Source organism: Moorena sp. SIO3E8 (assembly GCF_010692445.1).
Lineage (GTDB): Bacteria > Cyanobacteriota > Cyanobacteriia > Cyanobacteriales > Coleofasciculaceae > Moorena > Moorena bouillonii.
The window spans coordinates 1-14,378 of sequence record NZ_JAAHHM010000146.1; the positions used below are offsets into that span (position 1 = coordinate 1).

14 protein-coding genes are annotated in these 14,378 nt (G+C 45.5%); 9 read left to right on the forward strand and 5 right to left on the reverse strand.

Annotated features, from left to right (window positions below):
* A partial coding sequence (locus F6K46_RS32975) for a hypothetical protein (protein ID WP_293065934.1) occupies positions 1-235 on the forward strand: 235 nt, incomplete at its 5' end.
* Here F6K46_RS32975 and F6K46_RS32980 read toward each other — a convergent pair.
* Entirely contained in the window at positions 208-954 is a 747-nt protein-coding gene (locus F6K46_RS32980; protein ID WP_293065937.1) for a creatininase family protein, read from the reverse strand. The genes F6K46_RS32975 and F6K46_RS32980 overlap by 28 nt on opposite strands.
* A gap of 287 nt (positions 955-1,241) precedes the next feature.
* Here F6K46_RS32980 and F6K46_RS32985 point away from each other — a divergent pair, with 287 nt between their 5' ends.
* From F6K46_RS32985 to F6K46_RS33020, 8 genes are all read left to right on the forward strand, one after another.
* The gene (locus tag F6K46_RS32985; protein WP_075904569.1) at positions 1,242-1,988 is read left to right on the forward strand and encodes a response regulator transcription factor; all 747 of its coding nucleotides are present in this window, start codon (positions 1,242-1,244) and stop codon (positions 1,986-1,988) included.
* A gap of 143 nt (positions 1,989-2,131) precedes the next feature.
* A complete protein-coding gene (locus F6K46_RS32990) occupies positions 2,132-3,439 on the forward strand; it encodes a cell wall metabolism sensor histidine kinase WalK (protein WP_293065943.1) in 1,308 nt (435 codons plus the stop codon).
* 351 nt (positions 3,440-3,790) lie between these two features.
* Positions 3,791-4,705 (forward strand): phosphate signaling complex protein PhoU, encoded by a 915-nt coding sequence (gene phoU / locus F6K46_RS32995; RefSeq protein WP_366510830.1) that lies wholly within the window; start codon positions 3,791-3,793, stop codon positions 4,703-4,705.
* A gap of 451 nt (positions 4,706-5,156) precedes the next feature.
* Entirely contained in the window at positions 5,157-6,851 is a 1,695-nt protein-coding gene (locus tag F6K46_RS33000) for an iron uptake porin (protein WP_293065945.1), read from the forward strand.
* A 512-nt stretch (positions 6,852-7,363) separates the two neighbouring features.
* On the forward strand, positions 7,364-9,064 hold the full coding sequence (locus F6K46_RS33005; protein ID WP_293065947.1) for an iron uptake porin: 1,701 nt from the start codon (positions 7,364-7,366) through the stop codon (positions 9,062-9,064).
* A gap of 471 nt (positions 9,065-9,535) precedes the next feature.
* The gene (locus F6K46_RS33010) at positions 9,536-11,239 is read left to right on the forward strand and encodes an iron uptake porin (RefSeq protein WP_293065950.1); all 1,704 of its coding nucleotides are present in this window, start codon (positions 9,536-9,538) and stop codon (positions 11,237-11,239) included.
* Positions 11,240-11,291: 52 nt separating this feature from the next.
* Entirely contained in the window at positions 11,292-11,420 is a 129-nt protein-coding gene (locus F6K46_RS33015; RefSeq protein ID WP_293117773.1) for a hypothetical protein, read from the forward strand.
* Positions 11,421-11,786: 366 nt separating this feature from the next.
* The gene (locus F6K46_RS33020) at positions 11,787-12,377 is read left to right on the forward strand and encodes a hypothetical protein (RefSeq protein WP_293065954.1); all 591 of its coding nucleotides are present in this window, start codon (positions 11,787-11,789) and stop codon (positions 12,375-12,377) included.
* Between the two features lie 7 nt (positions 12,378-12,384).
* On the opposite strand, the gene F6K46_RS33025 is transcribed toward F6K46_RS33020, so the two are convergent.
* The 4 genes from F6K46_RS33025 to F6K46_RS33040 form a co-directional block, all read right to left on the reverse strand.
* Positions 12,385-12,510, reverse strand: a complete 126-nt coding sequence (locus tag F6K46_RS33025) for a hypothetical protein (RefSeq protein WP_293065956.1) — start codon at positions 12,508-12,510, stop codon at positions 12,385-12,387.
* A 338-nt stretch (positions 12,511-12,848) separates the two neighbouring features.
* Positions 12,849-13,424: a PIN domain-containing protein gene (locus F6K46_RS33030; protein WP_293065959.1), complete on the reverse strand. Its 576-nt coding sequence runs from the start codon at positions 13,422-13,424 to the stop codon at positions 12,849-12,851.
* Between the two features lie 15 nt (positions 13,425-13,439).
* Positions 13,440-13,718 carry a hypothetical protein gene (locus F6K46_RS33035; protein ID WP_293065962.1) on the reverse strand — a complete coding sequence of 93 codons (279 nt, stop codon included), beginning with the start codon at positions 13,716-13,718 and terminating at the stop codon, positions 13,440-13,442.
* Positions 13,719-13,862: 144 nt separating this feature from the next.
* Entirely contained in the window at positions 13,863-13,991 is a 129-nt protein-coding gene (locus F6K46_RS33040; protein ID WP_269086950.1) for a hypothetical protein, read from the reverse strand.
* Positions 13,992-14,378: the final 387 nt, after the last annotated feature.

A 14,378-nucleotide genomic window follows, 5' to 3' on the forward strand; every position in this document is an offset into this window, starting at 1 on the left:
CCTACTCAGCTACCCTGGCCATAGGCCACGCGGGGCGCGTTCGGTGCGCGGGAAAGTCACGCCCAGGTCGATAACAGTCGCCCACGGCTGTGCCTGGGAATCCCCATCCCTGCGACGGGTGGGGAGGAATTATCGGTATATCATATCCTATCTCTTTGATAATGTTCCCGATTCCCGATTCCCGATTCCCGATTCCCGATTCCCGATTCACTCTGCGGCCATAAACTCCAAATAACTACCACTCAACTCCTTGACTGCCAACTCATAAAACTGCTTACCATGTTGCGGTGTTGCTAGGGCTGGATTAGACCCCATACGACCATCGGGATAACGGCGACGAAAATCTGCGGCTCCATAAATTTTGTGTCCAGACGCAACGGTTTCTGATAGGGGTGCTTGTTTAATTGCTTCGGGATAGACATATTGGGTAAGTGCTACCTCAGAAGGAGTAGCATGGGAACCTTCTTGATCCCCATACAATTCTTTAGCTAACTGATAGACAGAACGGCACATAAACCAATTAGCTACCCGACACTGAACAGTTTCCCCATTAGGAATCTGTAAATCGCTCAAGTGGGCGTAACTTTCAGAAAACGCTGCTTTAAGGGTAGCGATATTACCCCCATGACCATTGATAAAGAAAAACTTGGTAAACCCAGCTCTAGTCAAGCAAGTTAGGTAGTCTTTGATCACCTGAATTAATGTACTCGGTTTCAAACTGATGCTACCGGGAAAAGCCGTGTGGTGTAGCGCCATCCCGACATTAATGGTGGGAGCAACTAGGGCTAGGGTTGCCTCAGACACACCTTTTGCGATCGCTTCTGCACATATTGCGTCGGTGCCAATCAAGCCAGTTGGTCCATGTTGTTCCGTTGAACCAATGGGCAGAATAATCCCTTGTGATTGCTTTAGGTAAGCTTCAATTTCTGTCCAAGTACTCAAGTGTAACAGCATGGTTAATTTTTAGAGTGTTAGTTCTTGTGTCATCTGCCCAACTGCTCATTTCAATTAGGTGCAGAGGTTTTGTTTGGCTTTAATGCCTATGGATCCCCCCTAACCCCCCTTATTAAGGGGGATTTTCTCTTAATTAGGCAAAATGGCTCCATAATCTATCCGCAGCCAGATAAGATTTTGGTAAAAATCCGGTTAATTGATGATTAAGTCAATATTCTGATTGACAGATGCGTGGTACTGCTTGTATATCTTGACTTGTAACCTCAGTTACCAACTTTTCTTACTTTATGCTTGCTCTCGACATACCCCACAGTCCTTCCGGTTCAGAACTGACCAAGGCTAAACATGTCTTAGTGGTGGAAGACGAAGAACTAATCCGAGAAATGATCGTCCTAGCCCTGGAAGAAGAAGGTTACGAGGTTTTAACTGCTTCGGACGGCGCTACAGCTTTGAGTATGCTTCAGGATAGCGATCAAACTGGTTACTCTGTGGATTTGCTCATATTAGACCTAATGTTACCTCAGGTTAATGGTTTAGATCTGTGTCGGTTGCTACGTTATCGAGGAAATCCCATTCCGATCATGATTCTCAGTGCCAAAGCTAGTGAAACAGATCGGGTTTTAGGTTTGGAAGTTGGTGCAGACGACTACCTCACTAAACCGTTCAGTATGCGGGAGTTGATTGCTCGTTGCCGAGCCTTAATTCGTCGCCAACACTTGAATGGTATGACTCCAACACCAGTGCAGCAATTCCGAGAGATCAAGCTGTACCCCCAAGAGTGTCGGGTGACGGTTCGGGGAGAAGACGTTAATTTATCTCCCAAGGAGTTTCGACTTTTGGAGTTATTTATTAATAATCCCCGCCGAGTTTGGTCTCGGGAGCAATTAATTGATCAAGTATGGGGAATGGATTTTGTGGGAGATACTAAAACCGTCGATGTTCATATTCGCTGGTTACGGGAAAAATTAGAGGAAGACCCTAGTAAACCAGAATACCTGATCACTGTACGCGGTTTTGGTTATCGGTTTGGATAAATAATCAAGGATAGAGAAAGGATAGAGAAAGGATAGAGAAAATATCAAGAATCAAGGATAAATAATGAATGGAATATGAAGGAGAGATAAAGGATAAAGTAGTATAAAGTACGAAGTCCTTAATACTTCATATTTTTTTAATTATGATCCTCCTAGCATTTTTACTAGGTCTGGCTTTGGGAATTGGGCTGTGGCTGTGGCAGCAGCACCAACTCAAACGACGGCTACAGCAAATGTTGGGAACACTACAGGCGGATGCTACCAGCAACTCATTGTCGGCAGTTTCTCGTTTGCGGCAAGCGATCGCAAGAGCCAATCACCAACGAGAAGTGATGGAGCACGAACTGCAAACCTGGCAAGAATTACTTCAGGTAGCACCCTTAGGTTATTTTCTGGTGGATGAAGAAAACCAGTTACTCTGGTGCAACCAGCAAGCACGTCAGTTATTACATATTCATGACTGGGAGTCAGGAGAAATCCGGTTATTCCTGGAGTGGGTGCGTTCCTACGAATTAGATCAGCTGATTCAAACTACCCGTCAGCAGCAGCAACCTGGGATCTGTGAATGGGTATTTCACCCCAGTTGCTTAAATGGGGAGGCCATGGGTGAAATGCGATCGCTTTATCTAAGAGCTTCCAGTTGGCCCTTACCCCAGAAACAAGTTGGTGTGTTTCTGGAAAATCAACAACCTTTGGTAGAACTGGCTGAGTCTCGCAACCAGTGGTTTGGGGATTTAGCCCACGAACTAAGAACCCCCTTAACCTCCATTAGTTTAGTGGCGGAAACGTTACAGAGCCGTCTGGAGCCTCAGGAAAGCCGCTGGGTACAGAAAATGCTGGCAGAAGTCAAACGCCTGATTCAGCTTGTGGAAGATTGGCTGGAAATTAGTAAACTCAAGCAAGACCCGACTCTACATCTTAACTGTCAATCCATAGAACTAAAGAGTTTAATTTTTAGGGTCTGGCAAACCCTAGAACTCCTAGCTCAACAGAAAGACTTAACCCTTGCCTATCATGGACCCAATCAAGTGTATCTGCAAGCGGATCCCTCTCGCCTGACTCAGGTGTTTCTGAATTTATTTGACAACAGTATTAAACACAGCCCACCTCAGGCTGCCATTCGAGTTGAGGTTAATGCTATCTCTTCCCAGAAGGCAGCTGTTTGGGATACTTGGATTCAAATTAAGGTGATCGACGCAGGAGATGGTTTTGCCGAGTCAGATTTACCCCGTGTCTTTGAGCGACTTTACCGGGGAGATCAGTCAAGGGCTAGAGAGCAGACTAATTATAGTAATGGAAACCCCTTACCTGTTCGTGGTGGCAGTGGTCTAGGACTATCCATTGTGCAGCAAATTATTGAAGCTCACGGTGGCTCTATCCTAGCCACCAATCACTGGGAAACAGGTGGTGCCTGTATAGAAATTGCACTTCCAGATACTACCAAAGGTTGATTCAATTTGCTATTACTAAGTGTTATAGTGTCTTATCCTGCTCGCCCTGGTAGGTTGTTTGGTTAAAGGTTAAAGGTTGAAAGTTAAAGGTTTAAGGTTAAAGGTTAAAAGTTGTTTGGTTGTTACCGTAGCGTGGCCCATAGGCCAAGGTTGTTGGCCCTTGGCGTTCCCGTAGGGTAGGTTCCGTAGCGTGGCCCATAGGCCAAGGTTTAATAACCAGCTAACCTGTAACCAGCTAACCTGTAACTAGCTAACCTATAACCAGCTAACCTATAACCAGCTAACCTATAACCAGCTAACCTGTAACCAGCTAACCTGTAACCAGCTAACCTGTAACCCCTAAAACTTTCATTGAACTACTGCCTGTTAATTTGTTCACCGGAAGGATGGCTAAGGGCGATTGGCCGTAGGCCACGCTACGCGATTGGCCGCAGGCCACGCTTCGCGATCGCATCTAATCTTGATGTGCTGTTGGCCAGTTATTTATGTTACCGGAAAGCTTTGCTCCCCATGCATAAATGTAAAGGACAGGAGCTTCCAGTCTTCCCTTACCAATCTGATTTTATGGTGAGTTTATTTTCTCATACTACTTCTGTGACCAACATGTCTGAGCGTTCCCACTTCCAGCGATCCCTCAAGCGTTTGGCACAAGATGTTTTGCGTATGGGGGCTCTGGTAGAGCAATCTTTTCGACTGAGCCATCAAGCCCTCTTTGATCGCAATCTCGAGACTGCCCAACATCTTGCCTCTCTTGATAAGCGCATTGATGGCTACTATCACCAAATTGAGATGGAATGTGTCACCTTAATGGCTCTGCAATCTCCCGTTGCCCAAGATTTACGGCTTCTGAGTGCCTTTATGCAACTAGTACGAGATTTAGAGCGCATTGGTGATTATGCTGAAGACCTGGGAGAACTATCAATAAAGCTGTTTCCTTATCCACCCCATGCCTGTATGCCAGAAGTGGAACTGATGTCTCATCATGCCCAAGCTATGCTGGCAACAAGTTTGAAAGCCCTAGCGGATTTAGATGCCATTGCTGGGCAAACGGTCAAAAAGCTGGACGACACAGTAGACGACGCCTATGACCAACTGTATCAAACCTTGGCCAGTCAACGGGATATCAAGGGTGTTGTTGAACCAATTCTTTTACTGGGACTAGTGATTCGCCATTTAGAACGAATGGCTGACCATGCTACCAATATTGGTCAACGAGTGTCTTATATTGTCACTGGTCACCGTTCAGGAGTTATTCCTGGCCGTTAGCTTCACGAATTAAATAGAAATCCGATCTGAGTTTTTATATACCAGAACAAGCCAAGAGGGTAAAGATGGGTAATAATTTGCTCCTCTTGCTTGTTGACGTCGCAATTAGGATTGCTATATCATATCCTAGCCAGATAATATGCTAGCTCTAAACATAAAAGTATTCTTCTTAACCTGACTATTACCAAAGCCTTACCTCCTCTTCAACCTCAACCGGTATTATCTAGAGCGCACAGACAGCTATTGCTCTGTTGCTTAAAAAGATTGGTATCCTACGTCACTACAATCGAGTATTTTTCTCGAAAAGCTAGCTCCCCTGAGCACACAAAAAATGATATGCTAATCCAGAGTTGTCCTATAACTAACGAATTTTAGTGGTTGTAGGAAAAAGTTGTGGGCTCAGTTGAGTCCAATATCGTTCTCTATTAGGTGTGAGGTTGATTGAGAAAGGATGTCAACAGTTTTTTGGAATACGATCAAATATAGTCCAGCTTTGCTAGGGGCTTCACTGCTGGTGGCTAACAGTGCCTATGGTGCTCCCAGCCTTGAGGAATCTTCTACCGAAACTCAAGTGGCTTCACAAGAGCTAACGGTTGCCCAGGCTACCGGTGAGTCTAACTCGGAAGTTCTACAACAAATTAATATCTACAACAACGAGGGCACAAATGTAGATTCGATAGACCAGGTCACCAGTGTTTCCCAACTGCGGGACGTATCTCCTGGTGACTGGGCTTATGAAGCTTTGCGCTCTCTGGTAGAACGGTATGGTTGTATTGCTGGTTATCCTAACCGGACATTCCGTGGAAACCGGGCAACTACTCGTTATGAATTTGCGGCTGGTTTGAATGCTTGCTTGAACCAGATTGAGCGGTTAATTGCAGCTAGCACGGCAGACTTTATTACCCGGGAAGACTTGGAAACCCTGCAACGGCTGATTCAAGAGTTTGAAGCAGAATTGGCAACCTTAGGGGCACGGGTGGATAACCTAGAAGGTCGGGTGGCTTTCCTAGAAGACCATCAGTTCTCCACCACCACCAAACTCAAAGGGGAAGTTCTGTTTACCTTCGCTGGTGCCTTTGGGGAAGAACAAGCTGATGGTAGTGGGGATGATATTGATGAAAACATTACCTTCAGCAACCGGGTACGTTTGAACTTCGATACCAGCTTCACCGGTAAAGACCGGTTGAGAACTCGTTTGCAGGCAGGAAACTTTACTAGTCTCGCTGGTGTTACTGGTACGGACATGGCTCGCTTGGGTCATGATGCTGGTGGTGGCAACGATGTTGAGATTAATGACTTGTACTACCGTTTCCCCATTGGTAAGAAATTCAGGGGTTATGTGGGAACCACTGGCCTTGACTTGGATAACATTTTCAACCCGACCAACCCCTTCCTGGCAAGCAGTGGCAGTGGTGCCTTATCCCGATTTAACCGCCGTAACCCCCTAACCCTTCGCGGAGCAGGGGGAGCTGGTGCCGGTTTCAGCTATAAATTTAGTAATGCCTTGAAACTATCAGTACTTTATTTGGCTGATGATGGTGATGCGCCTAATCCTGGCGAGGGCTTAGGATTGTTCAATGGTTCCTATAGTGCTGGTGCTGAACTGGCTATCTCCCCCATTGATAACTTGGATTTATCTTTGATCTACGTCCGTAGCTACCAGCGAGAAGGGGATATCAATCTTTCCGGTAGCACTGGTAGTCCCTTAGCTAAGCGCCCCTTCGGAAACGGGGTGCCTACCTCGGCTAATCGCTTTGGAGCACAAGCGAGTCTTCGCCTTAGCTCACAAATTCATCTCGGCGGTTGGTTTGGTTATATTGATGCGATCGCAGAAGATGATAATGGTACGGTGGAAGAAGGTGACAATGCTGACATTTTCACTTGGGCAGCCAACCTGTCTTTCGTCGATGTTGGCAAAGAGGGAGCTGTGTTCAGTATTGCCGGGGGTATGCCACCTAAGGCTACCGAAGTTGATGGGGGTGACGAAGATGATGATACTTCCTACCTGATTGAGGCACAGTACAAATTCCCGATTACCAAGAACATCCTGATTACTCCAGGAGCCTACGTGATTTTCAATCCTAATCACGATGATGACAATGATACGATTTGGGTTGGAGCCATTCGTACCACCTTTAAGTTCTAGGGTTTTAATTCTAGGTAAAAATACTAGCTAAAAATTCTAGGTGTTGCTGATTTTGGTATGGTTTCGCCCCCCTAACCCCCCAATTCTGGGGGGAACAAAACTATGAAAGTCCCCCAAAGTTGGGGGATTTAGGGGGCTTTAGCAAAACCGGATGATCGCGCATTCATTCCTTTATTCAGCAACGCCAAAAATTATAAGGTTTGCTATCAGCTATCAGTTGTAAGTTATCAGCTGATAGCTGACTAATTTAGGATAAAGCTTTACCTCCCCTTAAACCTCAACCGGTATAATTTCACTTCGCACAGACCCCATTGCTCTGTTGGTTAGTTCAACTGCTATCGTAAGTGAATAAAATCGAGGATGAGTATCTTTCTCGAAGGATCACACAAAAAATGATATGCTAATCCAGAGTAGTCCTATAACTAACGAATTTTAGTGGTTGTAGGCAAAAGTGGCGGACTCAGTTGAGTCCAAGAGTGTTGTCTACTAGGTGTGAGGTTGATTGAGAAATTATGTCAACAAGTTTTTGGAATACGATCAAATATAGTCCCGCTTTGCTAGGGGCTTCACTGCTGGTGGCTAACAGTGCCTATGGTGCTCCCAGCCTTGAGGAATCTTCTACTGAAACTCAACTGGCTCCACCAGAGCTAACCGTTGCCCAGGCTACCAGTGAGTCTAATTCGGAAATTTTAAAACAAATCAATATCTACAACAACGAGGGCACAAATGTAGATGAGCTAGACCAGGTCACCAGTGTTTCCCAACTGCGGGATGTATCTCCTGGTGACTGGGCTTATGAAGCTTTGCGCTCTCTGGTAGAACGCTATGGCTGTATTGCTGGTTATCCTAACCGCACATTCCGTGGAAACCGGGCAACTACCCGTTATGAATTTGCGGCTGGTTTGAATGCTTGCTTGAACCAGATTGAGCGGTTAATTGCAGCTAGCACGGCAGACTTTATTACCAGGGAAGACCTGGAAACCCTGCAACGGCTGATTCAGGAGTTTGAAGCAGAATTGGCTACCCTAGGGGCACGGGTGGATAACCTGGAAGGTCGAGTAGCTTTCCTAGAAGACCATCAGTTCTCTACCACCACCAAACTCAAAGGGGAGGTGATATTTACCTTCGCTGGTGCCTTTGGAGACGAACAAGCTGATGGTAGTGGGGATGATATTGATGAAAACATTACCTTAAGCGATCGCGTACGTCTGAACTTCGATACCAGCTTCACTGGTAAAGACCGGTTGAGAACTCGTTTGCAGGCAGGAAACTTTACTAAGCTCAGTGATGTGACTGGTACCGATATGGCTCGCTTGGGTCATGATGCGGATGGTGGCAACGATGTTGAAATTACTGACTTGTACTACCGTTTCCCCATTGGTAAGAAATTCAGGGCTTATTTGGGAACCGCTGGCCTTGACTTGGATGATATTTTCGACCCCACCAACCCCTTCCTGGAAAGCAGTGGCAGTGGTGCCTTATCCCGGTTTAACCGCCGTAACCCCCTAACCTATCGCGGACCAGAGGGAGCTGGTGGCGGTTTCACCTATAAATTTAGTGATGCGGTGAGTCTATCACTGCTTTATCTAGCTGATGGGGATGATGCTCCTAGTCCTGCTCAGAAAGATGGATTGTTCAATGGTGCCTATAGCGCTGGTGCTCAACTGGGTATTTCACCCATTGATAACTTGGAGTTATCTTTGACCTACCTCCGTAGCTACCAGCCAGGAGACGATGTCAATCTTTCCGGTAGCACTGGTAGTGACATTTCCAAGCGCCCCTTCGGCAGGGTGGCTACCTCTACCAATCGCTTTGGAGCACAAGCCAGTTTTCGCCTGACCGAACAAATTCACCTAGGCGGTTGGTTTGGTTATATTGATGCTGAAGCAGAAGATGATGGTAATGGTGGGCTAACGGAAGAGGGTGACAGTGCTGACATCTTCACTTGGTCAGCTAACCTGTCTTTCATCGATTTTGGCAAAGAGGGAGCTGTACTCAGTTTTGCTGGGGGTGTGCCACCGAAGGCTAGCGACGTTGAGGGTGACAATCCAGAAGATGATGATACGTCCTACCTGATTGAGGCACAGTACAAATTCCCGATTAGCAAAAACATCCTGATTACTCCAGGAGCCTACGTGATTTTCAATCCTAATCACGATGATGACAATGATACGATTTGGGTTGGAGCCATCCGTACAACTTTTAGGTTCTAGGGAAACATTCTAGTTAAAAATTCTAGTTAAAAATTCTAGGTTTTGCTATCAGCTATCTGCTGTCAGTTATCAGCAGATAGCTGACTTTTGTAAGATAAAGCCTTACCTCCCCTTCAACTTCAACCGGTATAATCGCACTTCCCATAGAAATTCATTGCTCTGTTGCAGGACTTACGCGGTTAACTTGATTTCGCCCCCCTAGCCCCCCAATTCTGGGGGGTAATGATGTCAAAGTCCCCCAGAATTGGGGGATTTAGGGGGCAAATGCGTAAGTCCTGTGTTGGTTATCGAGACTGGTATCTTAAGTGACTAGAATCGAGGATGAGTATCTTTCTCGAATAATCACAAACAATGATATACTAATCCAGAGTTGTCCTAGACATAACTAATTTTAGTGGTTATGATTAAGGGTTGCGGACTAATTCGAGTCCAAGAGTATAATCTATTAGGGTTGAGGTTGATTGAGAAATCATGTCAACAAGTTTTTGGAATACGATCAAATATAGTCCCGCTTTGCTAGGGGCTTCATTACTGGTGGCTAACAACGCCTATGGTGCTCCCAAGCTTGAGGCATCTTCTACAGAAACCCTTCCGGCTCCACAAGAGCTATCGGTTGCCCAGGCTAAGGGTGAGTCTAAGGGTGAGTCTAACTCGGAAATTTTGAAACAAATCAATCTCTACAACAACAACAGTACTGATGTAGATTCGATAGACCAGGTGACCAGTGTTTCCCAACTGCGGGATGTATCTCCTGGTGACTGGGCCTATGAAGCTCTGCGCTCTCTGGTAGAACGGTATGGTTGTATTGCTGGTTATCCTAACCGCACATTCCGTGGAAACCGGGCAACTACTCGTTATGAATTTGCGGCTGGTTTGAATGCTTGCTTGAACCAAATTGAGCGATTAATTGCGGCGAGCACCGCTGATTTTATTACCCGGGAAGACTTGGAAACCCTGCAACGGCTGATTCAGGAATTTGAAGCGGAACTGGCTACCCTAGGGGCACGGGTGGATAACTTAGAAGGTCGAGTAGCTTTCCTAGAAGACCATCAGTTCTCTACTACCACCAAACTCAAAGGGGAGGTGATCTTTACCTTCGCTGGTGCCTTTGGGGAAGAACAAGCTGATGGTAGTGGGGATGACATTGATGAAAACATTACCTTAAGCAACCGGGTACGTTTGAACTTAAATACCAGCTTCACCGGGAAAGACCGGTTGAGAATTCGTTTGGAGGCAGGAAACTTTACTCAACTCAGTGATGTGACCGGTACCGACATGGCTCGCTTGGGTCATGATGCGGATAGTGGCAACGATGTTGAAATTCCTGACGTGTTCTACCGTTTCCCCATTGGTACAAAAACCACGGCTTATGTGGGAACATCTGGACTTGCTATAGATGACCCTTTTGACCCAACCAACCCCTTCCTGGAAAGCAGTGGCACTGGTGGCTTATCGCGGTTTGTCCGCCGCAACCCCGTAACCCTTCGCGGACCAGAGGGGGCTGGTGTCGGTTTAACCTATGAATTTAGTGATGCGGTGAATCTATCACTACTTTATCTAGCTGATGATGGCGATGCGCCTAGTCCTGCTGAGGGAGATGGATTGTTCAATGGTGCCTATAGCGCTGGCGCTCAACTCGGTATTTCCCCCATTGATAACTTGGAGATATCTTTGACCTACGTCCGTAGCTACCAGCCAGGAGAGGATGTGAATCTTTCCGGTAGCACTGGTAGTGACTTGGCCAAGCAACCCTTTGGGGAGACGGCTACCTCTGCTAATCGCTTTGGAGCACAAGCTAGTCTTCGCCTGAGCTCACAAATTCACCTAGGCGGTTGGTTTGGTTATGTTGATGCTGAAGCAGAAGATGATAATGGTGCGGTGGAAGAAGGTGACAATGCTGAAATCTTAACTTGGTCAGCTAACCTGTCTTTCCTGGATTTTGGCAAAGAAGGAGCTGTGCTGAGTTTTGCTGGAGGTGTGCCACCTAAGGCTACCGACATTGATGGTGCTGATGAAGATGATGATACTTCTTACCTGATTGAAGCACAGTACAAATTCCCGATTAGCAAGAACATCACGATTACTCCAGGAGCCTACGTGATTTTTAATCCTAATCACGATGATGACAATGATACGATTTGGGTTGGAGCGATCCGTACCACCTTTAGATTCTAAGTAAAACAGGACTTACGCAAATGCCCCCTAAATCCCCCAATTCTGGGGGACTTTGACATCATTACCCCCCAAAATTGGTAGGGCTGTTTCATTCTCGCAAAAAATAGATGGGGAGATGGGGAGATGGGGAGATGGGGAGAATTTTGGACTAATACTCGGGATTTTGGGCAAATTTATCTAACCTTCCTCGAAGGCCGTTAACAAATTGTTAGTGATTTGAGTTGATTGAAGGCGGTTAATTCGTCAGATTTTAATGACTAAATTTGGGCATTTTTCGGGAAATTTTAGTTTATTTCCCTATCCCCCTATCCCCCTATCCCCCTATCTCCAATAATCGTTAACTTACTAAAGTTTGAAACAGCCCTGCCCAAAATTGGGGGGCAGGGGGGCAAAACCAACTAAACTTCGTAAGTCCTATAAAAATTCTAGGTGTTGCTATTAGCTATTAGCTGTTAGTTATCAGCTGATAGCTGACTAGTCGGGGTTTTTGTGCTTGGGTATAAAAATGCTAGGATTTACCCAAAACTCAGCTAACAGGTGCTCTGCTATGAATGTCATAAAAATAGGATCATTTCTATCACTGGGCATTATATTCGCACTAACTGGCAATCCGGTTAATGCCCTGCCTGGTCAGAGAACTGATCAAGTTGCTGCATGGATTAACGGTCACCCCACGCTACGGCCTGGTATTGGAGATGGCTTAGTAGTTCGCAAAAGTGATACGGCTGGGGAACGATTTACTTTTCAAGCCACTGTCTTGCCTCCTGGTAGCATCTCTTATCCAAAAGACCGGAGTACAATTCGCAGTGAACGCATTGCTATCCATGACCAAGTTAATGGGGTAACCCTCGAACGCCTGGAGGAATCCCTACGCACTGTCTATGGCCCACAGATTTATCGAGATTACAATAGCGCCCAGTTTGTATACACCTATCCCTCTCGAGAAATCTTAGAGTTATCACGACGAAAAAACCTACCACTGTGGTCAGCTGAGCAGGGTCAACTCTTGTTAGGAGAAAAATACGGCTATTGGATAGAAATAACTCAAAATGATAGCGGTAAGGCTTTCATTGGCCAACTTACGGTTTTCCTGAAAGAGGATTTAGGGAAACTAGAAACAGAATTACGGGCACGGTAGGTGAGTATTAAGAAGAAGGGAGTAGGGAGTAGGGAGTAGGGAGTAGGGAGTAGGGAAAAAATCCGGCATTGCTGAATCTTCGGATGAATATGAGTGGAATGGGCATCCGTCCGCCCGGGAATGAAACTGGCATGATGCCCGTTCCACCAACATGCCTGTTCCACCAACATGCCTATTCCACGCAGTTTTAGCTGGCTGGCGGCAATAGTCTTACCAAAAAAATTGGGTAATCGCGCCCCGTCCTTCGTTCGACGGCAATTCTAAGAGACAATGGGATTGAAAGTTGGCACTTTGTGTGCTACTATAAAAGTATAATCAATCTTTCTTTTGGTGTAGCTAGATACTGTCTAAACATAAGTAGGCAACGTAAAAAATATGTAGAGCTTACATATTGCGTAATTGGGTCTAACGACTTAAATGTTTATGAAAGATTTAGATAAAAAAGTATCTAGTTAAAGCGATGCAGCGCGGTCATGGGGGTTTCCCCCACTCGCGCTTTGCATCAAGACATAGATTTTGAAAAGGTACGGTGGGGCACACCGGAACCCAAGTCCGAAGACTAAATACGCTTGGGTCGAGGAGACCTCTATTTTTCCTGGCTCCGGCCTGGTTAAACAAGTCACCCCGTGGAAGCAAGAATCCCCGTCCTTCCAGGGCGGGGAGTGTCAAAAATCCCTCTTGCTCAAAGTGCCGATCTGTGGTTAAAGCATCGGTTATGCTACGTTGGCGCATCAGAATAAAACTGACCGCATCGCACAAGGAATAGGTCTTGTCCTGCCGATCAGCTAAAAGCTGCATGGCTTCTCGGTGTAGTTGTTCACCAACCCAGACTGTTTCAATGTCTGGATTATCAACCAAGTCAACCACAAACTCCAAAACTTTAGCCCGAGGGAGTCGGCGGATCAGTGCAAGAGCAACCAACTCGGCTAAGACATGGCTATGAGTCAAGAGTTTATTGCCTGCATCATCGACTAACTGCACCGCTTTTTTATGCTGTGGTTCGTCCCGATGGATATAGCACAACAAACCTGATGTGTCTAGAAGCACAAAATAACTCCGCTTCTAATACTCATCACTATAAGCTCTGGCTAGGTCAGCATCAATCTCTAAGTTATCTACACCCGTTGCGTGTCCTAGACTGATGGCACCTGCATGGCTTTTGAACTTCTGTCGTGCCTGCTCTTGCTGCTCAGCAGACAGCATCGTAGTGCTAACAGTTCCGTCTTGTCTGCTGAGAACGGCGACTATCCAATCCGTTATGGATATTCCTACTGCATTGGCCTTACGCTGTAGGTCGGCGTAGACTTCATCGCTGATTTCTAGAGTTAGCTGCTGACTCATAGGTGTTAGGCAATTAGCTATTTGAAGCAATTATAGCTTTTGGGTTGGCGTTGCTGAATAGCAAAATGGTTTAACCAGAAAGGGGAATTTCCTGAAATTTTCAATAATAAATTTTCAATAATAAATAAGAAGCCTAATTGATAACTACAACATTACCAAACAAGTTTTGTTAGTTTGAATTTGATTGGCAAGATTGACAGCCCGTTGATGATTATGATCGGTGACCGAAGATAATGCGATCGCAAAAGAAGTATCTAAAAAAACTTCAGTCATTCTCAGAAACAGTTTCCCCATACAAATATTGGTCAATTTTCTCTGACCAATCTGGGTCACCATGTAATTTTAAACACTGAGCAGTTTGAAGGAATGTTGTAGGTTGCCTTACTTAATCAGGCAAAACACTTTCAACAATAATCCTTACCCTTGTACCTGCAGCTAAGTTTAAGGGCACTTCCAGTTGAAGAGCTGTCCGATCAAATACCGCTTCAAGTTCTTGGAGCATGATTCTCTAAAACCTATTGACTATTCTAGTATATACTACTCCTAAATGATAATAGAGAAAGCCTCATAAGTGCCTAAATTAGGCATAGTAAATAATCGATATTCAATAAATAATTCAAATAATTTCTTAGTGAGCTTGAAAGATTGACATCGTTGATG